The sequence below is a fragment of the Snodgrassella sp. B3882 genome, assembly GCF_026535915.1.
Taxonomy (GTDB): Bacteria; Pseudomonadota; Gammaproteobacteria; order Burkholderiales; family Neisseriaceae; genus Snodgrassella.
In genome coordinates this window covers 1-22,720 of sequence record NZ_JAFNPF010000007.1, presented here as the reverse complement: position 1 = coordinate 22,720, position 22,720 = coordinate 1, and the positions used below count along the sequence as shown (strand labels likewise).

Sequence of the window (22,720 nt, the reverse complement as noted above, 5' to 3'; positions counted from 1 at the left end):
AGCGGATGTGGGTGGTCTGAGGAATGCGCAGGCAGTGGTCTGCTCTGGCCTGGGCGAAATCTTTAGGCAGACCCGTGGTTTCGCGTCCTTATAAAAGAAAATCTTTGTGATGAGCGAATTTATTAAAATCAAAATAATTATTTATTTATAAACAATTAAGAATTTTCAATTATTCAGCAACACAAAATACTTTTGTATTTCGTTAATTATATATAAAATATGTTTATTTATTTTGATAGAGTTTGGTGAAAAATAGTGAAGGAGTCATGTGATCCAATTTTAGTGGATTTAGATGGGACTTTAATTTTGACTGATTCATTGCATGAAATGTTAACTATCTTAATCAAAACACAGCCTTATGCAATATTTAAGTTAATTAAAATTTACTTTTCAGGTAAAGCTAAATTCAAACAATATGTCTTTGAACAAGTTGATTACGATGCTGAACGGGTACCCTATCGTGATGAGTTAGTAGAGTATATTAAGCATGAGAAACAAAATGGACGAAAAATCTATCTAGCTACAGCGGCGTATCATGGAATAGCTGAGAAAACAGCTGATTTTCTTCAATGTTTTGATGGTGTTCTTGCTACAGATTCAGACATAAACCTGAAGGGTATAAATAAGCTTAAAGCTATTCAAAAAAATTTTGGTCGCGAATTTATTTATGCAGGTGACAATAAAGCCGATATTCATATTTGGCGCGATGCTAAAGGAGCGATTGTAGTAGGGAACCATGTAAAAAAATTAAGCAAAGAAGTGGAAAAATTACATATACCAGTAATTAAGCAAATGCATAATACGGCTGTTAATTTAAGCACATGGATGAAAGCGCTTAGAATACATCAATGGTTAAAGAATGTTCTGCTTTTTATACCAATATTACTTGCTTTCCAATTTGAAGATTTGCATAAATTATGGCTGACTATGGTGGCTTTTATTTCTTTTTCTCTGGGCGCTTCAGCTACTTATATTTTGAACGATTTATGGGATTTAGAAAATGATCGTTCACACCCCAACAAGAAGTTTAGACCATTTGCATCAGGTGCTTTGTCAATCGCTCAAGGGGTTAAAGCAAGTGCTATATTATTGTTTTGTGCTTGCTTAAGTGCAATTTATGTATCTTGGTCTTATTTTGGAGCATTCTTGCTTTATTTAGTGATAACCACTTTATATAGCTTTAGAATTAAAAAAATTATATTACTAGATATTATCGTTTTATCAGTTTTATATACTCTTAGAATTATTGCTGGAGGAATAGTAACGAATATCAATTTAAGTTATTCGCTACTAGCTTTTTCAATTTTGATTTTTTTAAGTTTGGCAACCGTTAAAAGATGTGCAGAATTGGTCGCTATGCCAGACGTGCAAGAAAATGCGGTAGGTCGAGGATATATCAAAACTGATTTGGATATTCTGTGGCCGATTGGAATTAGCACATATATTGGGGCAATAATCGTTTTTGGTCTATATATAAATGCACCAGAAACGATTATTCACTATCAAAAGCCAGTTTTTTTATGGGGAGTACAGCTGTTTTTAATATATTTAATTGGAAATTTATGGATGGTGACCAGACGTGGCCAGATGCATGATGATCCGATTGTTTATTTTATAGAAGATAAGAAAAGCCTTATTGTGCTAGCTTTAATTGTGTTTATCACAATTTTAGCGCGTTTTTTTTATTTTTAATTGAAAGAAATTCATTGAATCTATTAACTTTTTTATTAGCGGTATTTAGTGTAACTTTGAATGCTTTTGCACAAATTGCTCTACGCAAAACCATGCAAACAGTAGGAGCTTTCCCTCATGGCTTGATGGATTTTTTCCAGTTTGGATACCAATTATGCACCAACCTGTGGTTTTTGGCTGGGATGAGTTTATATGCTGTCAGTATTGGTTTATGGATGGCAGTTTTAGGGAAGGTTGAAGTGAGTCTGGCTTATCCACTTTTGTCAATTGGTTATATCATTACTGCTTTTATCGGCTATTTTTTCTTACATGAAAATGTAAATATGATGCGGATTGTTGGTTTGGCCACTATTTGTGTTGGAATTGTCATTATTTCCAGGAGCGTTTAAGTTGCGACATATTATTACAGGGGGGAGTGGCTTTACCGGTCAGCTACTTGCTCATAGATTACTTGAAGACGGTCAGGAAGTAGTAAATTTTGATATCAAGAACTACAGTGACGATTACTTACAAAAAAATAGTCAATTTATTAATGGAGATGTCCGATCTATCGAAGACATCAAAAAATTAAAACTGCGTTCAGAGGATGTAATATATCATTTGGCCGCACGTCAGTTTGCCGATGCGGTACCTAAACGAAATCGTCAAAGATGGTTTTACGATGTTAATGTTAATGGTACACGTAATATATTGCAGGAAATGACGACTAATGATGTAACCAAAATGGTTTTTTTCTCTACGGACATGACTTACGGTCTGGTCAAGGCCACACCTGTCTCAACCGATCATCCCCAATGCCCTTTAGGTCCATATGGAAGTAGTAAGGTTGAAGCTGAAAAATTGATTCGCAGTTATGAAGGTTTGAATGCTACCATTTTTCGACCACGCCTTATTACAGGAGCAGGACGTTTAGGGATTTTGGGTAAGTTATTCCGTCTTATTGCAATGAATTTGCCGGTTCCGATGATTGGAAATGGTTTTAATCATTATCAAATGGTTAGTGTTGATGATTGTGTTACGGCTGCGTTACTGGCTGGCAAAAAACATTTTCCTCGTGAAACTTATAATTTAGGCTCCCTTAATCCCCCTACTACTCGAAAATTATTACAAGCGTTAATTGAGCATGCTCATTCAAAATCCTTTGTAATGCCGATTCCTTCATGTTTAATAAAACCAGTTTTGTCTGTAATGGATAAAATTGGTCTTACTGTGCTTTATCCAGAACAGTTTGTAATAGCTGATCAGAATATTTTATTAGACTGTCACAAAACTAATCAACAACTTGGCTGGACTCCTTCTGGCTCTGATATTGAAGCAATGTGTGCAGCATATGATAATTTTAAAAAAATAAGTGAAAAAAAATGAGTCAAGAACAAATTTCTGCTAAACAAGCCTGGTTGTTTTCTATAATTTACGCAATAACTGTGGTAGTTATTTGTTGTTTATTTTCTAAAAATTTTTTTGCCACAGATGATGCTGCATTTGAAATGCTTGGGTTTTTCAGGCAGATTGGTAGCATATGGGTCCAAGGAGAATTGCCGTTAATTGTGGATTCAATGTATCTGGGTGGAAATGAAGTTATAGATTTAACCAGAGGCATTTTTTTACCTCAAAATATTTTAATTTCAATTATTACTACTCAAAACAATTTTATTCAATTGGCCGGTAATATTTTAGCTTTTATCAATCTTTTGCTTGTCTCTTTATCATCCTTATCTATTGCTAAATCGCTTAAGTTGGGTAAATCTTATTCCTATGCCTTTGCCAGTATAGTTGTTATACAACCGGTATTTCTCTATTTCTATCTAGGTGAATGGTGGAATGCTGGAAATGGACAAGCTTGGGCAATGGTTTCCATTGCTACGTTTCTTTTGCTGGTAAAAGATTATTCGAGAAAAAATATTCTACTAAATTTTATTTCAGTAATTTTTTTGTTATCCTCAGGTTGGCCTCACGGTTTTATAGGATATGTCTTCTTTGTAGTAGTCACCATAATTTATGAATTTAACAAAATAAAAAATTCAAAATACTTTTTTTGTGTTTGTACTCCTACAATATTAGCGTTTATTTTTTCTACGCTAATTTACTCTGAAATTATATATTCGAATGATTTAATTAATCGAATTCATGGTTATTACACTAAACATAGAAATTATACACCATCATGGTCAATGCTTTTTCTTGGATTTATCCCAACATGGTATGAAAGTTTAAATTTATCTGGTCTGAAATTTATAAGATTATCGATGGGCTTTTCGACTTGTTTTTTGCCTGTTATATTTTTTTATCGAAACATTAAAGTGTTATGGCAAAAAGATGCAAACTTAAAATGGTTTATATCTTTAATTATAGTGTTTTTTATGTTGACCCAAATGCCAAGTCAATTTGGTCCTTTACGTTGGCCATTTAGGTTTATACCATTTCTGTCATTATTTATTTGTATGTTTGTATTTTATGTTTTAAAAAATGCACCAACTATAAATCCACGTGGTATAGTCGTTAATAAAAAAGTCTCTATAGTCATTTATGCCACTGTTGTATCAATATTAATTTTTATGATTGATTATATTGGCTTGGATTTATTATGGCCAATTGCTGCCTCTTTATTAGTGTTTTATTTAATTGATAAAAATATATTTAATTTAACTAAAAGTATATATGTTAAATTTAATTGGAATTTTTGTATTTTGCTTTTTTGTTGCGGATGTTTAAATTTATTTAATTTAATTGACGTCCATCATCCTTTTTTCTATATTCTGCAATTTTTTTCTTTTTGGTTGATTTTATTATCGCCATATATAATTGAACAGAAAAGAACAATTTTATTTATCAGTGTAAATGTATTCACATTATTAATAATGTTAATGGGATTGCCTCTTTTGGCTGGATATTATGGGTATGATACAAATTTATCTCATCGTATTCCAAGACCACAAAATGTCAATTTACAAGGCTTTGTTCTTTCTCTTCCTAAAAATGTTAAAGTAAAAGAGGTTAAGCAATTAAGTGAGGCTTCGGCTTCGCAATTTGGATTATTTGATATCAAATCGATAAATGGTTATACGCCGGTAGGTAATAAAAGAATGGAAGAAGTTTTACCAGTAAAACAGATCGCACATGGCTTTTTTAATGTTCCTTTAACGTTAAAGAATGTTTTGAAAAAACCTGATAACTTGGATGATTGTCAGGGAATAATTTTGCGAATCAGCACTATTATTGTTAAATCATCGGATTATGAGAAATTTAAAGAGCAATTTAAACAGTGTGGTTACACACAGGTTAACGTTGCAGATAAGCGAAAAAATTTATATGTATCTTTACCACTGACAAAGACCAAAGGTTGGGAAAATAATATACCTTATGCTTTTCCAGCAGTTGATGGGTTAGAGGTGGTTGAACATAAAAATAATAGCGATTTAGTCAATATTCCAGCACACAATGAGAAGATTACTCTGATTTTTCCTCGCTTGTGGTGGAAAGGTTATTCGGCAGAAATTAATGGTTTACCGTTATCGGTTACTCCTGATGGATCTGGCATGTTAGTCAGTGTAGAGGTGCCACCATCAGCCCATGGTGTTTTACGGTTAAGTTATTTCCCTGTAACTTGGCGATATTTATGGTTTTTACCACTTTTAGCTTTAGCCGGCCTGATGGTTTTATTATTCTGCTGTAAGGGTAACAAAAATAAATAATTAAGAAGTTATTCTAAGATGGAATCGGATGAATTGTAGGCGTGGGCATCAATTCATCTGATTGCATGGAGGTTGTTTACCAATATATTTAGTTTCACTTCGATATTTTTAATCAATGCTTTGAAAATATGATTTTAAGGAATTGAAAAACACTGGTTAGCTCTATTTTTCTTGATTGAATTGAATAAATAGTAAGATAACAAATCATCAGTATGCCTGCTTTATCTCAGACATATTGGGTTTTGCTGAGGTGGCTACAGACACATTTTTAATCATTGAAAGATAAAAGGTTGGTTTGTGTTTATTAGAATTGAGATGGTCTAGAAAAGGGCATTCCTTTTTATTATGAGGCATACTGGTAAATCTGTGTGTGCAAACTTCGCTGTTAATGGAAATTTTTTTAAAGTTATTAATATTTAATTTTGAAGAAAAATCTATTCAAAAAATGAGAATTTTAAACTATTAAAAAATATAAATAAATAAAATAATTTCAATCATATCCAAAATGGATTGAATCGTGACGTATTGAATCCGTTTTATCTATAAGAAGATGAAGATTCCTACAATGTAGATAAAAGCTTATCAAATTAATTTCACATGTTTTATATAGGTTTTATTTGAATGATTATGAGCTAATAATAAAGACTTAGATTTAATGCTAAAAAATAGGTTATCCGTATAAATTTAATACATAATTAAAATAGAAACTATATTTATTCAGTTTTTTTTCACATGAATTAAGTTAATGTTCAAAATAGGGGATTGAGTATTAATACAAAAATTGTTTTCCAAATAATTAATCTTGTTGTAGCTAGTTCGATGCTGACGGGTTTGTTCATTTTGTCTTTGCCTTGAAAGAGCATTATTGTTAGTTAGAAGAGCTTTGTTGATTGTTCTAGCTAAGATCCTATCAAGAAATTTGATGGTGTTGGAAAAGATAATATGTTCAGATAACATTAAGGTTTATGGGAGTTGGTATTCAAGGCAAGAATAGTTAATCCCCTTAAATAGGTGAACTGTTGGCGAAAAAATCTAAACAGCGCTTTTCCAGATTTCTACAAATTATAAATGCTGATATACACTGATCTTGCTGATTGATGGAAAAATAATTAATATTTTTAATAAAGTATATCAACGCAGGTCGACTCGGATGGTGTTTTGAATAAATTATTGTAATTGAGTAACAATCTTCAGTATGTTTTGGGTTGTGCATTAGATGATTAAATGTAATTAAGTATTTTTGTTGATCGAAGCTGGTTATTTTTGCAGATACATTGCATTATTCATTTAAATTCTTCAAGTTTGACTGTTTTTTTTCTCAAATTGTACTGTTTTAAATAGGATTTTTTGGTTATTGTGTAGGGTTTTATATTAGTGCCAAAAATTATTTTTTCAGGTTCAAAATAGATTCATTTGTTTTTAAGTGATAAGAATTGTATTTTTATATAGAAAACAATAAGCTTATAAATAAATATTATTAAGCAATTTTGATTTGTCTATGATATTGTTAATTATTGTGCTTTGTCATGCATTTTTTCGTTCTCAAAAGGTATGTTTATGAAAGAAATTCGACAATTAATAGCAGCTGATCTGGATTATTTTATTCAGTTACGACATGATATTCATGAGCATCCCGAACTGGCTTTTAATGAAAATAGAACCAGTGATAAGGTAGCTCAATTATTGCAGCAATGGGGTTATCAGGTTGAAAAGGGGATTGGCGGGACTGGATTGGTTGGTCAATTACGTCTTGGAGATGGTTCAAAAAGCATTGGAATTCGGGCAGATATGGATGCGTTGCCCATTAAAGAAGAAAGTGGAGTAGCGTACACCAGTGCGCATGAGGGGAAGATGCACGCATGTGGGCATGATGGGCATACGACCATACTTTTGGCTGCAGCAAAGGCACTTGCGACAAGAAAATCGTTTAATGGTACTGTGAATTTGATATTCCAACCGGCTGAAGAATTTGGTCGCCCTAATAGTGGTGCTGCACGTATGATTGCGGACGGTTTATTTGAAAAGTATCCTTGTGATGCAGTTTTTGGCATGCACAATATGCCTGGGTACCCACAGGGGCAGTTGCATTTTCATGATGGATGGATGATGGCTTCATCAGATGTGGTCACGATTACAGTTAAAGGTGTTGGTGGACATGGAGCTAAGCCACATAATACGCATGATCCAATTGTGGCTGCTTGTTCTATTGTGATGGCTTTGCAAACGATTGTTTCACGTAATGTCAACCCTTTAGATTCAGCTGTAGTGACTGTTGGAATGTTTCATGCCGGTGTAGCTAATAATGTGATTCCTGAACTGGTTGAGTTGAAGTTAACTGTGCGTTGTTTTAAGCCACAAGTGCGTAAATTGTTGCAGGAGCGTATTGAAGCTATTGCACAGGCACAAGCTCAAAGTTTTAATGTGGAGGCTGAAGTAGATTATCAGCATGGTTATGCCCCCGTTTTTAATACCAGTAAAGAAACGCAGTTTGCCCGTGATGTAGCCCGTAAGGTGGTTGCTGAAGAGGATATTGCTGATCAAACTGAACCAATGGCTGGTAGTGAAGATTTTGCGTTTATGCTGGAAAAATGTCCAGGTTGTTATTTATTTGTGGGTAATGGTATTAAGGACGTTGACGCCGCTTCTGGCTATGAACTGCATAATCCATATTATGATTTTAATGATAAGAATATTGAGGTGGGAGCTACTTACTGGGTAACGCTCGCTGAAGAATTTTTAAAATAAGATGCGATGAATTTAGTTTAGATAAAGGGAATATTTGCATGAATTCTGGACAAGCAGTTGAAGAAATAAAAAAACCACCAGCGAAAGCAATTGCGGCAGCTGTAACGGGAAATGCATTAGAATTTTATGATTTTATTATTTATTCTTTCTTTTCTGTTTATATTGCGGCCACTTTTTTTCCTACTGGTAATGACTTTACAAGTTTGCTGGCAGCCGTAGCCGTTTATGGTGTTGGTTTTTTTACACGGCCATTAGGTGGTTTGTTGATTGGTGCTTATGCGGATAAGAATGGACGCAGGGCGGCGATGATTTTAACGGTGACGTTAATTACAGTAGGAACGCTGGGATTGGCTGCAACACCGAGCTATAAGGATATCGGTATTGCTGCACCGTGTATTGTTCTTTTGGCGCGATTAATTCAGGGTTTGGCACTTGGTGGAGAAGTTGGACCTGCGTCGGCAATGTTGCTTGAATCTGCGCCAAAAGATAAACGGGCTTTTTACGCCAGTTGGCAGATGGCCAGTCAAGGTATCGCGGTGGCGACAGGTGGCGTGGTCGGGTTTTTGGTTTCAGCGGCATTGACTCAGGAGCAATTAGCTAGTTGGGGCTGGCGTATCCCTTTTTTAGGGAGTTTGATTCTGATACCGATAGCGATATATATCCGGCGTGCATTACCGGAAACATTGGAAGAACCGACCTATGATAACGGTATGGATATGCTTTCTATCATATTTAGCCGCTATGGGAAATATGTGGTATTAGGTATTGTGGCTTTGATGTCGACGGCGATTACTGCCCAAGTTGGGAATTACATGACTACGTTAGCCATTAGTAAGTTAGGAGTTCGAGCTGAAATAGCACAGCTTTCGACTATTCTAGGCGGCGTAATGATGTTTATGTTTTCTTTGCTGGCTGGGTATATGGCCGATAAATATGGTCGGAAAATGATCATGTTCTGGCCCAGATTGTTGTTAACGGTCGCTATTGTGCCGATGTTTATGTGGTTAATCGATTCTCAAAGTCAGTGGGTGTTGTTGTCGGTAACGATGATGGTGACGGCTCTTACGGGAATGAGCGGTGCGGCCAGTCTGGTGGCGATTCCAGAAATGATTCCCATCTCTGTACGAGCTACGGGGGTATCGTTGATTTATGCTATTGGTGTAACGGTGTTCGGGGGCACAGCTCAACCCATTTTTACCTGGTTAGTTCAAATGTTTGGGGCTGTTTCAATGGCTTATTATGTGGTGTTGATGAGTTTGTTATCGTTGATAGCAGTGTATTTGATGCCAGAAACCCGACATGTCAATGTAAGAGATTAGTTTTTTGGAAGAGTACGATAAAAAAGCCAGCTGTTATGCTGGCTTTTTTTGACTGAGTTATATAAGCGTTTTAACGACATCAACTACATGGTCTACGGTAAATCCAAACTCTTTAAATAATTGTTCTGCGGGAGCAGATTCGCCGAATCGATCGATGCCGATGATGGCACCATTAGACCCAATGTATTTATACCACGAGTCGCTTACTCCTGCTTCGATAGCAATACAAGGAAGATGAGCTGGAAGTACACTATCGCGATAAGCTTGGTCTTGCTGATCGAAAATTCGGGTATTTGGCATGGATACGACGTGCGTAGCGATGCCCATTTGATGAAGCTTTTCCTGAGCTTTGACTGCCAGTTCTACTTCAGAACCTGTAGCAATTAATACAGCTTTAGCTTCTTTTTCATTGCTTGCTGCTTTCAATACATAGCCTCCGCGACGAATATTCGCCAATTGCTTAGAATCGCGAGGTAAAAAAGGTAAGCTTTGACGGCTAAAGATCAAACAGCTGGGGTGGGTACTTGCTGCCGCAGCATCTGCCCAGGCGATCAGCGATTCAGCGCTGTCACAAGGACGCCAAACACTCATATTTGGAATTAGGCGTAGGGTAGCAATTTGTTCGATTGGCTGGTGAGTTGGGCCATCTTCACCAAGACCGATGGAGTCATGCGTAAAGACAAATATTGGGTTAATTTTCATCAATGCAGCCATGCGCAATGCATTGCGAGCGTATTCACTGAACATCAGGAACGTTGCGCCAAACGGTTTAACACCACCATGCAGGCTTAGGCCGTTCATGATTGCAGCCATACCGAATTCGCGCACACCGTAATGAATATAGTTGCCAGTTTTCTCAGGTGTGGTAGAAATGCTGCCTGACCAGTTGGTCAAGTTGGATGGTGTTAGGTCGGCAGAGCCACCAACAAATTCAGGTAATATTTTGGCTAGTATTTCAATGCTGTTCTGGCTAGCTTTGCGTGTAGCTATTTTTTCTGCTTTGGCGCACACCTCTTGTAAGGCGTTTTGTACGTATTGATCATATTGTTGAGGTAATTCACCATCCATCCGCCGGATAAATTCGGCTGCCTCTGCTGGATATTGTTGTTGATAAAGTTGAAATTGATCTTGCCACTGTTGTTCCAATTTTTCGCCAGCCTCAATGGCATTCCAGCTTTGATAAATTTCATCAGAAATAGTGAAAGGGGCATGTGGCCAGTTCAATGCAGTGCGGGTTGCGGCAATTTCTTCAGTACCCAGTGGAGCACCATGGGTTTTATGACTGCCTTCTTTGTTGGCAGAACCTTTACCAATTTTAGTTTTACAGCAGATGATAGATGGTTTTTCTGTTTCTGCTTTGGCCGCGTTAATGGCCGCACGTATCGCTGTTTCATCATGTCCGTCTACATTGGATACGGTGTGCCAGCCATAGGATTGGAAGCGTTCAGGAATGTTTTCGCTAAACCAGTTATCCACTTTACCATCAATGGAAATATTGTTGTCATCATAGAGAACAATTAATTTGCCCAGTTTTAGTGTGCCAGCTAAAGAACAGACCTCATGCGAAATACCTTCCATAAGGCAACCATCGCCCACTAACACAAAGGTATGATGATCAACTATATTTAAGCCAGGTTTGTTAAACTGTTCTGCAAGTATTTTTTCAGCTAAAGCCATACCAACAGCATTGCCAATACCTTGTCCTAATGGACCGGTTGTGGTCTCAACCCCATCGGTATAACCATATTCTGGATGACCGGGTGTTTTACTATGTAATTGACGAAAGTTTTTTAATTCTTCAATGCTTAGATTATAACCACTTAAATGTAATAAGCTATATAGCAGCATGGAGGCATGCCCGTTGGACAGGACAAAACGGTCACGGTTATAAAACTTTGGGTTATTAGGATTGTGTTGCAGAAATTCTCGCCATAATACGGTTGCCATTTCTGCCATGCCCATTGGTGCCCCAGGATGTCCTGAGTTGGCTTGTTCAATGGCGTCCATTGCTAAAAAACGAATTGCATTAGCTAATTGTGATGGCATGTGATTACCTTTAAGTGTCATGGTAGCTGAAAGATTGAAATAGGATAAAGGATGTCGGTTTTTGAATTTGTTCTTTCAGGATAGATTATCCTGTTTTTATGAAATGTCAGCAACATTAGTCTTTGATTTCATCCTGGTAATGCGTGTTTAAGACCAGCTATATGATGATGTTATTAACAATTTATAGCTCATTAGAGAATTTGCTTAATTTATTTCAATTTTATTTGTAATTTATATACATATATAATATGCTAATGGCAGTTTTCAAAGATGCAGAATAAAGACTCATATCACTTAATTTAAAGGGGAAAATTTGTGAAAAAGTTTTTGTTTGTGTTGATATCGTTGTGTAGTTTTGTTTATGCCTTTGCGGCAGTTAATATTAATACGGCAAACACGAAGGAACTGGAAACTTTGCCAAGTATCGGTCCGGTGAAAGCCAAAGCAATTGATGAATACCGTAGGGAAAACGGTTTATTTAAGTCGAAGGAAGACATCATAAAAGTTAAAGGCATTGGACCAGCAACGTATGAAAAGCTAAAAAATCATATTACTGTTGGCCAAGCGAATCCAAAGCTTCCTGTAGCTACTTCTTCCTCACGTAAGCCAAAATATGCAGTACCCGCGACTGCTGTGAGTAAATAATTCCTACCTTGATCATAAAAGGATCAAAGAATTGAATTAATGGCATCAGTTTTACACGTGGTGCCTTTAGTGTATTTGTAATCTCAGCGTTATTAGGATATTAGTTTAATTCATTATATGTGGCTATAAACATTGAAATTTGATTTTAAACCCATAAAGCATGAGTAATTCTGGCAAGAAAAAAATCTTATGAGTGACTTAATTTAATTAATAATAGAATATTTGGGTATTTTTGATTTAGGTTTATTTCTTAGCTTAAGTTTAAACTAATGTTGTTGTACCAATTCAATAGGGCGGACACTATTTTCAGTGAGTATATCAATCCGTAACGGCTAGAAGAAAGCATGCTTGGATAAATATATATTTTTTAAACTGGTCCACAAATGGATACAGATAAATATATTTTTCCATGAAAATATGTCAATAAATTATATAGTTAACTGGCAAAAATATTGGCTTTGATGTGATTGTAGAAATTTTCAGCCTGCGGGCTTAACGGGCGATTTTTATGTTTTATCAGATAAATAGATCTTTCTAATGTGCTGTCTTTGATGTCTCGAATAACCAGGTTTTTATATTCAAATTGAAAAAGGGTTAATCGGGGCACAAGACCTATACCATAGTTAGCGGCCACTAAGCCCATCATGGTTGTCAGCTGGCTGACTTCGAGGACATATCGAATTCCAAATAAATCTACGATTTTGTCAACATATAACCGGATACTGGTGCCCTTGGTAAAGCCGATCATGTCATAACTGAGCAAGTCGTTGAGGCTGACGGTTTCTTTGGTCGCTAAAGGATGTTCTCTGTGACAGATGAGGTGAAATTTATCGGAAAATAAAAATTCTGAGGATATTTCGGCCAGAGAGGAAGAGTTGGCGGTTAGAGCCAATTCGGCGCGTCCATGAAGAAGGGCTTGCAAGCAAAGATCCCATTGAGCATCAAGTAGCTCAACGTGAATATTTGGATGCTGGTGATGAAAGCTGGCCAAAAGCTGGGAGACCCATTGCACCACAATTGATGGCATTGCTGCCAGCACAAATTTATCCAAATGGCGATTGGCATGTGAACGTATTTCTTTAGTTGTGCGTTCATAGGAAAACAATAATTCACGCGCCAGTTTAATAAAATGAACGCCATCCTCATTAAGCTGAACTTTACGGGTATCCCGATCAAATAAACGATAGCCAATCTCTTTTTCCAGATTAGCGATTAATCCACTAAATGCGGGTTGTGATAAATGAATTTTTTGTGCAGCGCGAGTAAAGTTGTCTTCTTCCACCAGAACCAAAAATGCTTTTATCTGTTTAATTGATATGTTCATACTTAATTTAACACTATAACACTCTATGTTATTCATTATCTTAACATATTTTCTGCTAAATGCATAGAATTTTTGACCATATTATGTGATTTTTAGTGGATTAATAGGTTTTCTTTATAAATTTATCTTTAATATCGATTAGACAGGCTACGTCACAATTGTAAGAATGCATGGGTTTTTATAAAGATCCACGTTTCTTTTCATTACAACTGACCAAAAGGGGGCATTTATGCTTGCGTTAATAGGCATATTGACTATTGCTACTCTGCTTTTCTGCATTATGAGTAAGCGGCTTTCGCCGATAGTTTCTTTGATTATTATTCCTATTTTGGGTGCTGTCGTAGCACTTTACATCGTACCTTTATTTCAAGGAGGTGTTGAAGCTTTACCGGTTTATACAACCATTCCAAAAATGGCGGTTGCGGGCATTTCTAAATTGGCCCCAATGGCAGCCATGTTTGTATTTGCCATTATTTTCTTTGGTGTTGTTAGTGATGCGGGTATGTTTGATCCGATTATTGCCAAGATCCTTAAAGTGGTAGGCACCAGCCCGAAAAAGATTATTATTGGTACGGGTGTATTGGCATTAATTGCTCACTTAGACGGTAATGGTGCAGTGACGTTCCTGATTACTGTACCGGCAATGATTCCGCTTTATGACAAATTGGGGATTGATAAAAGAATACTGGCCGGTATCACTGCTTTGAGTGCTGGGGTGAACTTTTTGCCTTGGACTGGACCGATGATTCGTGCTGCTTCTGCACTGGAAGTTTCTACTCATGATCTTTTCACACCTTTGATTCCGGCACAGCTTACCGGCTTGGCTTTCATGGTGTTTATGGGCTGGTATTGGGGTCGTAAAGAAGAGAAACGCCTTGGTTTAGTTGGTGGTGGTGCTGGTGGCACGATGGCTGCTGGTGAAGAAGCCGAGGCTATCACGCATTTCAAGCCTAAAGAGCTAACTGAAGAAGAATTGAAATTGCGTCGTCCACATTTATTCTGGCCAAATCTGATTTTGGTGATTGTGGTTATCACTTGTATGGTTGCTACCAAAATCGCACCGACAATAATTTTCATGGTTGCTTGCTGTATTGCACTGACTTTGAATTACCGTAAACCTGCAGAGCAGTCTGCCCGTATTAATGCTCATGCCAAAGGTGCATTAATGATGGCATCTATTTTATTTGCTGCAGGTGTCTTTACTGGCATTATGAGTGGATCAGGTATGTTGAAAGCAATGGCTGTTGCCACTGGTGAATTTGTACCAAATTCATTGGCTTCACATATTCCTTTCATTGTTAGTTTAATCGCCATGCCATTAAGTCTGATCTTTGACCCAGATTCTTATTACTTTGGCATTATGCCAGTTGTGGCAAACATTGGTGGATTCCCTCCGATTCAAGTTGCTCAGGCTTCTTTGTTAGGTCAGATGACAACTGGATTCCCTGTAAGTCCGTTGACTCCTGCCACTTTCCTGTTGTGTAGCCTAAGTGGTGTGGATTTGGCTGATCATCAGAAGTTTACTATTCCAGTATTGTGGGCAGCATCTATTATCATGGCTATTGGTGCCATCATAACAGGCGTATTCCCTGTTTAAATATGCTGTAGGTTTTTCTTTAAATGCAATAAAAGGTATATTTTATGAAAAAAATCAGAATTGGTTGTGGTGCTGGTTATGGTGGTGATCGTATTGAACCCGCTGTAGAGTTAGTACAAAAAGGGAATATTCAGTACTTGGTATTTGAATGTTTGGCTGAGCGCACTATTGCCATTGGTCAACGTCAGAAAAAGCATAATCCTGATGCCGGTTATAACGAGTTGCTGGCAGCGCGTATGCAAGCGGTTTTACCTGCTTGTATCGAAAAAGGCATTAAGATTGTTACCAATATGGGTTCGGCTAATCCGCGTGCCGCTGCGAAAGTCACTGCAGATATTGCGCGTTCACTTGGTGCTAAAAATCTAAAAATTGCCATTATTGAAGGTGATGATGTTTATGAGCAAGTTATTGCTCAAGATTCTAAATTGGATGAATTGAAACAGCCGATTTCTCAATGCGGTAAAAAAATTGTTTCTGCTAATGCTTACATCGGTGCAGAACCCATGGTGGAAGCGCTGAATAATGGTGCTGATATCGTTATTGCTGGACGTGTATCTGATCCGTCTTTATTCCTGTCTATTATGATGCATGAATTTAAATGGGCGGCCAATGATTGGACTCATTTGGGTAAAGGTACCATTCTGGGTCATTTACTGGAGTGTGCAGGTCAGATTACTGGTGGTTATTTTGCTGACCCGGGCTTTAGAGATGTGCCAAATCTGGCTCGTCTGGGTTTCCCGATCGCTGAAATCAGTGAAGATGGTGATGCCATCATCACTAAGGTAGAAGGATCTGGTGGGATGGTGACACCTGATACTTGTAAAGAACAGATGCTGTATGAAATTCATCGTCCAGATGAATACAAAACACCTGATGTGATCGCTGACTTTACCAATATTACCTTCACTCAAGACGGCAAAAATCGCGTAGCAGTTACTGGGGGCAATGGTCGTGCCCGTCCTGAAACTCTAAAAGTCTCTGTAGGCTATGAAGATGGCTGGATTGGTGAAGGTGAAATGAGTTATGCCGGTCCGGGTGCTGTAGAACGTGGCAAATTGGCTCTGGAAATTGTGAAAGAACGTTTTGCTATTTCTAATGTTAAACCACAAGAAGTGCGCTATGACTTGATCGGGGTTAACTCTCTACATGGTGCTACATTGTCTCAAAACAGTCAGCCTTATGAAGTTCGTGTCCGCGTTGCCGGCCGTTTCGCTACTAAAGCTGAAGCTGCTGTCGTGGGTAACGAAGTGGAAACTTTATACACCAATGGCCCTGCTGGTGGCGGTGGTGCCATGAAGTCTGTTAAGGAAATTGTGGCTATGGACTCTACCTATATTTCCCGCGATCTGGTTAAAACCAATATTGATTATCTGGAGGTTTAATAATGAAGTTACGTGAAATTGCACATTCCCGTACAGGTGATAAAGGTAATACCTCAAATATCTCTTTGATTGCTTATAGAGAAGAAGATTACGAAAAATTAAAAAATGCAGTCACTGCGGAAAAAGTTAAAGCATTTTTTAGCGATATTGTGACAGGTGATGTTGTTCGGTATGAATTACCTAATATTGGCGCATTAAACTTTATTATGTATGGTGCTTTGGGTGGCGGGGTTACTCGTACTTTGGCACATGACATGCATGGCAAAGGATTAAGCGCAGCTATTCTTGATATGGATATAGATTAATTTTAATCCAATCTTAACGGCGTCAATGTTGACGCCGTTATATTTGCAATAAAACAATTAAATGCATCGGTTTATGTATTGAAGATAACAATATTCTGATAACAGATCATTGCAATAGATTAGGGCGGGGAGCCTATGAACACGAAACAACTTAATTTGGCGGATGTGAAAAATCATCTTTGGGATGGCATGACAATAATGTTTGGCGGATTTATGGGGATAGGTACTCCGGCTAAACTGGTGCAGGCAATTTTGGATGCAGGAATTAAGGATTTAACCATCATTGGTAATGACACAGCATTTGTTGATACCGGTGTTGGACCATTAATAACCAATAACCGTGTAAAAAGATTGATTACTTCGCACATTGGTACCAATCCTGAAACTGGTAAGAAAATGATTGCCGGTGAAATTGATGTTGAGCTGGTTCCTCAAGGAACACTGGCTGAACGAATTCGTGCTGCTGGGGCTGGTTTAGGTGGGATTTTAACTCCAACTGGTTTGGGCACAATTGTAGAAGAAGGCAAACGAAGAATAACCGTTGATGACCGTGATTACCTGTTAGAAACGCCATTACATGCTGATTTAGCAATTGTATTAGCGCAAAAAGCTGACAAAATGGGTAATCTGGTATACGAATTATCTGCACAAAACTTTAACCCACTTGTTGCCATGGCTGCTAAAACCGTTATTGCTGAAGCCAACAGCGTGGTGGATGTCGGTGCAATTAAGCCGGATGATGTGGTGACGCCAGCTGCGTTAGTTGACTATATTATTTATCCGGACTGATAAGGGGATGAACATGAATGCAAAAGAACTAATCGCACGCAGAATTGCATTGGAATTTAATAATGGTGATGTGGTGAATCTGGGCATAGGTTTGCCAACACAAGTTGCAAATTATGTGCCAGAAGATGTGCATATTACATTGCAATCTGAAAATGGATTTCTCGGACTGGCGGCATTGGATCCCGAGCACGCGAACCCTAATATGGTCAATGCAGGCGGGCAATTGTGTGGTATTGCTGCTGGCGGCAGTACCTTTGATAGTGCTTTTTCCTTTGCTCTGATTCGTGGCGGTCACGTGGCGGCCTGTGTGCTCGGTGGACTGGAAGTTGATCAGCAAGCGAATCTGGCTAACTGGATGGTGCCAGGAAAAATGGTGCCTGGTATGGGCGGTGCAATGGATCTGGTTACTGGCGCACGTAAAGTCATTATTGGGATGGAACATTGCACTAAAAATGGTGATTCCAAGATTCTGAAGAAGTGCACACTACCATTAACGGCACAACATAAAGTAAATCTTATTGTTACAGAGCTAGCAGTATTTGGTTTTGCCGACGGAAAAATGGTGCTTCGGGAACATGCTCCAGGGGTGGATCTGGATACCATTAAAGCTAAAACTGAGGCCGAATTTATTGTGGCGGACGATTTCAAACAGATGGTCATCAGCCAGCGCGGTTTATAAAAAGTCAAAGCGGAAAATTAAGGAAATTTGATGGAAAATATTGTTATTGTCAGTGCTGCGCGTACACCAGTCGGCAGCTTTAATGGTTCTTTGGCCAGTGTGGGCACGATAGATCTGGGTAAAATAGTGATTACCGAAGCCATCAAACGTGCTGGTGTGGATGCGGCACTGGTTGAAGAAGTAATCATGGGTAATGTTTTGCAGGCTGGCCTAGGTCAAAATCCTGCTCGACAAGCTGCTTTAAGCGCTGGTCTTGCCGATTCTGTTCCAGCTTACACCGTGAATAAAGTATGTGGATCTGGTCTGAAAACCGTAGCCTTGGCGGCGCAAGCTATTGCTGCCCGTGATGCAGAAATTATTGTTGCCGGCGGTATGGAAAACATGAGTCGCGCACCATACTTGCTGGATAGCAAAGCACGCTGGGGTTATCGTATGGGTGATCAGCAAGTTATTGATACTATGGTGCATGACGGTTTAACTTGTGCTACCAATCATTACCATATGGGGATTACCGCAGAAAATATTGCCGAAAAATATCAAATTAGCCGGCAGGAACAGGATGAACTGGCATTGCGTTCACAACAATTGGCTTCTAAAGCGGTTGCAGATGGTGTGTTTGATGCAGAAATCGTGCCAGTAACCATTAAAACCCGTAAAGGGGAAATTGAATTTGCCCGTGATGAATACCCACGTGCTGAGACCACAGCAGAGGCACTGGCTAAATTGAAACCAGCTTTCAACAAAGAAGGTACCGTGACTGCTGGTAACTCATCCGGTATCAATGATGGCGCTGCTGCCGTTGTGGTGATGACCGAAAGCAAAGCCAAACAATTGGGTCTGAAACCATTAGCGAGAATTCGCAGCTATGCCAGTGGTGGGGTAAGCCCAGCATTGATGGGCATGGGACCGGTTCCTGCAACTCAGAAAGCTTTGCAAAAAGCCAATCTGAGCTTAAAAGATATTGATCTGATCGAAGCGAATGAAGCCTTTGCGGCGCAATTCTTGGGCGTAGGACGTGAATTGCATTTTGATATGAATAAAACCAATATCCATGGTGGTGCGATTGCTTTAGGACACCCAATTGGTGCCAGCGGAACCCGCATTTTGGTTAGTCTGTTATACGGTTTGCAATCACAGGATGTATCACTCGGATTGGCTACGCTTTGTATTGGTGGTGGCCAGGGTATCGCCATGATTGTTGAGCGGATGTAAAGCAATTCGATTCAATTTAAATTGAATGAATAAATGGTCGTATCACGTTGGGGTGATATGGCCATTTTATCTATATAGCATAGTTATGACCAACTATAAGACCACATCGGAAAAAACGGCCGTCAAAGACTAATCTGTATCGGCTATTATCTGTAAGATTTCTTCTGCAGTTATATTAAGTATTTGCATGGCTCTTCAGAAAATTCATGTAACTAAAGTAGTCATGTTCACTATTGTTCATAAAGTCTTTGAGAGGTGTGCCACATTCAGACAAAATGCTCTTTCTAACCAATGCTGCCTCAGCTCTTTATGTTCGAAGTGTTTTCACCCGTAGGCATAATGGTCATTAACGAACCAGCACCGCATTGGCTGCACGTTTAACATTGGCAGCCCATTGGGCAATGATTTGCCAATACAAGCTTAAATTTAACTTGGTCGCCAAGGCATGTGGCTGTCTGACGAGACATGCACAGACTCCTACAGATGAATTAAACCAATAACAAACAGTAGTTTTGTGTTGGTGTGTCTGTGCTTTTATTTGTTGGGCTAGATGAACATTGATTGGCTGTTTCCTATATATTTAGATGGCGGCTATATATAAGGCAAGAATACAGAAAATACCACCTATCCAGATACAGGAACGAGCAAAAGATTTGTCTTGGATGTAACAATATAAATAGCCTATACGGCTAAGAATAAATAACACGCTCCAGCTATTGATAGTTATCTGTGCGGCATTACCGGTTAAATGAGCAATCATGACTGCTGCAGCAAAAGGTGCAAAAACTTCATAACCATTCTGCTGAGCAGCATTAGCGCGCGCGGCTTTACCTACGGTGTGAGCAAGGAACGCTCGGGGATGATGATTATCCTTGGCACTAAACCCAGCATATTTTTTGGCCATAAAAGCCGCGATCCATGGTAAAAACATTGCTATCACAACACACCAGTAAGCTAAAGTCATGGCATTTCTCCGCTAAAATCACTGAACAAAAACTTTAAAATTTCCAATTTATATGCGATGGATCATAGTTTAATTGAAGGTATCAACTTTACCATATGGATAAATTATAAGATAATTCAAAGATTTTTTAATTTATTTTCAAATTCATCACCCTCACTGAAATTTCATCTGTAAGGCTCTTGCCCTGATTTAACATGAAATTAAAAGTGTTTAATTGATTTCAGGAACTTACCATGTTGTTTAAAAAACTGGCAGACCAGAATGTTGCTGGCAAAACCATTGTCATGCGTGTGGATATGAACGTGCCTATTAACAATGGAGTCATAACCGATGACACGCGGATACGCGCTTCCTTAGATTCAATCCGTTTTTGTTTGCAACAGGGAGCCGCAGTGATTTTACTGACGCATCTGGGTCGTCCGAAGGCAGGGGAGCCAAAGCCGGAAGATAGTGTAGAGCCAGTTGCAGAGCGCTTGGGCGAATTATTAGGTCAAAGGGTGCCGGTTGTAGAAAATTGGCGGGAAAACAAACCACAACTAGCCGCTGGACAAATAGCCATGTTGCCTAATGTGCGACTCAATATTGGCGAAAAGCAAAACGATCGCGATCTGGCTAAGGCTTATGCAGCTTTAGGTGACATCTATGTTAACGATGCATTTGGTACGGCACATCGTGCCGAGTCTTCCACAGCGGCTATAGCTGAAGTTGCTCCAATAGCTTGTGCTGGTATGTTGTTAACTGCTGAATTGGAAGCGCTTGGTCAGGCATTACAGCATCCTCAACGCCCGTTGGCTGCCATCGTTGCTGGCAGTAAAGTTTCTACCAAACTGACTATTTTGGAAAGTCTGGCTGATCAGGTTGATCAATTAATTGTCGGCGGCGGGATTGCTAATACCTTTTTGCTGGCGCAAGGTCTGCCGATTGGACAGTCTTTGGCTGAAGCAGATCTGGTAGAGGATGCTCGACGAATTATGGCTAAAATAAAATCTAAAGGCGGGGAAGTGCCTTTGCCTACCGATGTAGTGGTAGCGAAACAGTTTGCTGCAGATGCGCCAGCGACAGTGAAAAATGTTGATGATGTTGCAGAAGACGACATGATATTGGATATTGGTCCTGATTCTGCGCGCCGACTGGCACAAATGATGCAGTCTGCCAAAACCATCGTCTGGAACGGTCCGGTAGGTGTATTTGAATTTCCAGCTTTTGCTCATGGAACCGAGGCTTTGGCAAAAGCTATTGCGAACAGTGAAGCGTTTTCAATTGCTGGAGGTGGGGATACTTTAGCTGCGATCAGCAAATTCGGAATAACCGATCAAATAAACTATATCAGTACTGGCGGTGGAGCGTTTTTGGAGTTTCTGGAAGGGAAAATTCTTCCTGCCGTAGCCGCATTAACTGCCCGAGCCTAAATGAAGAAAAAGGTAGAGAGTTAATTCCCTAAAAATTTGAACGCATCCATTTCGAAAAAAGCACTTTATAGAGTGCTTTTTTTAGTTTTAACTAAGTAAATTTATCAGAAACAATAACTGCTTAAGTCAATTTAAAGATTTTTTTAATTAATCGGATGATAAATTGAAAAAGCGTTATTTACTATACTTTTAAAATCCATTTGCACATCATTTTGCCAATCAGATTAGAAAAATCAGCTGTTTGATATCAGTTGATTTGAAGAAAGTAGGTGCAGGCCAGATGAGATTAAATTAAATCCGCATTAAAATGTCTATAAAGCATAAAAATCTCATTTAATTTAATGATAAGATTGGTATTATTAGCGATGATTAATTAAAAAAGGTCAGATGAAATCATCTGACCTGGCTTGGCTATTATTTGCTGTATTAATTGATGAAATCGGTTTTAATCTCGCGCCAGCTAAGTCTTTTAAAGCTAACGGCACACATCGGTATCCCTTCTAATGCTATTTGCTCACCGTTAGACAGACTTGCTTGCGGTCTTTTGCGGAAGCAATTTTCAATAGTTGTTTTTTCACCAGGCGGTTTTTGAATGCCAGACTTACCAGCATTGAGGAAATTATAGATATTATTGCCCGATATTTTTAAGCCTACTACCCCATTCATGGCTAAACTGCTGTGGATGGTTTGATCATTTTGACCTAGCGTGAAATGTGGGGCGTTACTACCTAGTTTGCCACCGCTGCGACTATCAAATTGGGTTAGGCGGGAAGTCATGTTGGTGGTATCTTTCGTTTCGCTAATCTGGCAAGGATCGTTTAGAACTGTCGGCTGTTTACTTTCCTTTTCATGATCATAAGCACGAGTAATCACCATGCCTGTAGATAACAGTTGATTAATCGCCGTTGTCACTCGTTCTC

General features: G+C 38.6%; 18 protein-coding genes. 14 read left to right on the top strand and 4 right to left on the bottom strand.

Annotated elements, in window-relative coordinates:
* The first annotated feature begins 255 nt into the window (after nucleotides 1–255).
* The 6 genes from J3U68_RS10440 to J3U68_RS10415 all read left to right on the top strand — a co-directional run bounded on the left by J3U68_RS10440 (nucleotide 256) and on the right by J3U68_RS10415 (nucleotide 9,448).
* Nucleotides 256–1,692 (top strand): UbiA family prenyltransferase, encoded by a 1,437-nt coding sequence (locus J3U68_RS10440; protein ID WP_267376766.1) that lies wholly within the window; start codon nucleotides 256–258, stop codon nucleotides 1,690–1,692.
* Between the two features lie 14 nt (nucleotides 1,693–1,706).
* Nucleotides 1,707–2,081 carry an SMR family transporter gene (locus J3U68_RS10435; protein WP_267376764.1) on the top strand — a complete coding sequence of 125 codons (375 nt, stop codon included), beginning with the start codon at nucleotides 1,707–1,709 and terminating at the stop codon, nucleotides 2,079–2,081.
* Nucleotide 2,082: 1 nt separating this feature from the next.
* Nucleotides 2,083–3,057: an NAD-dependent epimerase/dehydratase family protein gene (locus J3U68_RS10430; RefSeq protein ID WP_267376762.1), complete on the top strand. Its 975-nt coding sequence runs from the start codon at nucleotides 2,083–2,085 to the stop codon at nucleotides 3,055–3,057.
* Nucleotides 3,054–5,384, top strand: coding sequence for a hypothetical protein (locus J3U68_RS10425; protein WP_267376760.1), 2,331 nt, complete (start codon nucleotides 3,054–3,056; stop codon nucleotides 5,382–5,384). Before J3U68_RS10430 ends, J3U68_RS10425 begins: the two co-directional genes overlap by 4 nt.
* Before the next feature lie 1,557 nt (nucleotides 5,385–6,941).
* Nucleotides 6,942–8,129 carry a M20 aminoacylase family protein gene (locus J3U68_RS10420; protein WP_267376758.1) on the top strand — a complete coding sequence of 396 codons (1,188 nt, stop codon included), beginning with the start codon at nucleotides 6,942–6,944 and terminating at the stop codon, nucleotides 8,127–8,129.
* 38 nt (nucleotides 8,130–8,167) lie between these two features.
* Nucleotides 8,168–9,448, top strand: coding sequence for an MFS transporter (locus J3U68_RS10415; RefSeq protein WP_267376755.1), 1,281 nt, complete (start codon nucleotides 8,168–8,170; stop codon nucleotides 9,446–9,448).
* Nucleotides 9,449–9,505: 57 nt separating this feature from the next.
* Here the strand turns inward: J3U68_RS10415 and tkt are convergent, their stop codons facing one another.
* Nucleotides 9,506–11,494 (bottom strand): transketolase, encoded by a 1,989-nt coding sequence (gene tkt / locus J3U68_RS10410; protein ID WP_267376753.1) that lies wholly within the window; start codon nucleotides 11,492–11,494, stop codon nucleotides 9,506–9,508.
* Between the two features lie 315 nt (nucleotides 11,495–11,809).
* Here tkt and J3U68_RS10405 point away from each other — a divergent pair, with 315 nt between their 5' ends.
* The gene (locus tag J3U68_RS10405; protein WP_323811441.1) at nucleotides 11,810–12,139 is read left to right on the top strand and encodes a ComEA family DNA-binding protein; all 330 of its coding nucleotides are present in this window, start codon (nucleotides 11,810–11,812) and stop codon (nucleotides 12,137–12,139) included.
* Nucleotides 12,140–12,575: 436 nt separating this feature from the next.
* On the opposite strand, the gene J3U68_RS10400 is transcribed toward J3U68_RS10405, so the two are convergent.
* Nucleotides 12,576–13,463, bottom strand: coding sequence for a LysR family transcriptional regulator (locus tag J3U68_RS10400; RefSeq protein ID WP_267376751.1), 888 nt, complete (start codon nucleotides 13,461–13,463; stop codon nucleotides 12,576–12,578).
* Between the two features lie 229 nt (nucleotides 13,464–13,692).
* Between J3U68_RS10400 and J3U68_RS10395 the strand changes: the two genes are divergently transcribed.
* The 6 genes from J3U68_RS10395 to J3U68_RS10370 all read left to right on the top strand — a co-directional run bounded on the left by J3U68_RS10395 (nucleotide 13,693) and on the right by J3U68_RS10370 (nucleotide 19,427).
* Nucleotides 13,693–15,060 carry a CitMHS family transporter gene (locus J3U68_RS10395; RefSeq protein WP_267376750.1) on the top strand — a complete coding sequence of 456 codons (1,368 nt, stop codon included), beginning with the start codon at nucleotides 13,693–13,695 and terminating at the stop codon, nucleotides 15,058–15,060.
* A 44-nt stretch (nucleotides 15,061–15,104) separates the two neighbouring features.
* Complete coding sequence (locus tag J3U68_RS10390) at nucleotides 15,105–16,442, top strand: acyclic terpene utilization AtuA family protein (protein ID WP_267376749.1); 1,338 nt, start codon at nucleotides 15,105–15,107, stop codon at nucleotides 16,440–16,442.
* 2 nt (nucleotides 16,443–16,444) lie between these two features.
* A complete protein-coding gene (locus tag J3U68_RS10385) occupies nucleotides 16,445–16,747 on the top strand; it encodes a hypothetical protein (RefSeq protein WP_267376748.1) in 303 nt (100 codons plus the stop codon).
* 135 nt (nucleotides 16,748–16,882) lie between these two features.
* Nucleotides 16,883–17,536, top strand: a complete 654-nt coding sequence (gene atoD, locus J3U68_RS10380; RefSeq protein ID WP_267376747.1) for an acetate CoA-transferase subunit alpha — start codon at nucleotides 16,883–16,885, stop codon at nucleotides 17,534–17,536.
* A 13-nt stretch (nucleotides 17,537–17,549) separates the two neighbouring features.
* Nucleotides 17,550–18,215, top strand: coding sequence for a 3-oxoacid CoA-transferase subunit B (locus J3U68_RS10375; RefSeq protein ID WP_267376746.1), 666 nt, complete (start codon nucleotides 17,550–17,552; stop codon nucleotides 18,213–18,215).
* Nucleotides 18,216–18,245: 30 nt separating this feature from the next.
* Complete coding sequence (locus tag J3U68_RS10370) at nucleotides 18,246–19,427, top strand: acetyl-CoA C-acetyltransferase (protein WP_267376745.1); 1,182 nt, start codon at nucleotides 18,246–18,248, stop codon at nucleotides 19,425–19,427.
* Between the two features lie 580 nt (nucleotides 19,428–20,007).
* On the opposite strand, the gene J3U68_RS10365 is transcribed toward J3U68_RS10370, so the two are convergent.
* A complete protein-coding gene (locus J3U68_RS10365; protein WP_267376742.1) occupies nucleotides 20,008–20,391 on the bottom strand; it encodes an MAPEG family protein in 384 nt (127 codons plus the stop codon).
* A 233-nt stretch (nucleotides 20,392–20,624) separates the two neighbouring features.
* Between J3U68_RS10365 and J3U68_RS10360 the strand changes: the two genes are divergently transcribed.
* The gene (locus J3U68_RS10360) at nucleotides 20,625–21,800 is read left to right on the top strand and encodes a phosphoglycerate kinase (protein ID WP_267376740.1); all 1,176 of its coding nucleotides are present in this window, start codon (nucleotides 20,625–20,627) and stop codon (nucleotides 21,798–21,800) included.
* A gap of 426 nt (nucleotides 21,801–22,226) precedes the next feature.
* On the opposite strand, the gene J3U68_RS10355 is transcribed toward J3U68_RS10360, so the two are convergent.
* Nucleotides 22,227–22,720 (bottom strand): hypothetical protein (locus J3U68_RS10355; RefSeq protein ID WP_267376737.1); only part of this gene is annotated, 494 nt, incomplete at its 5' end.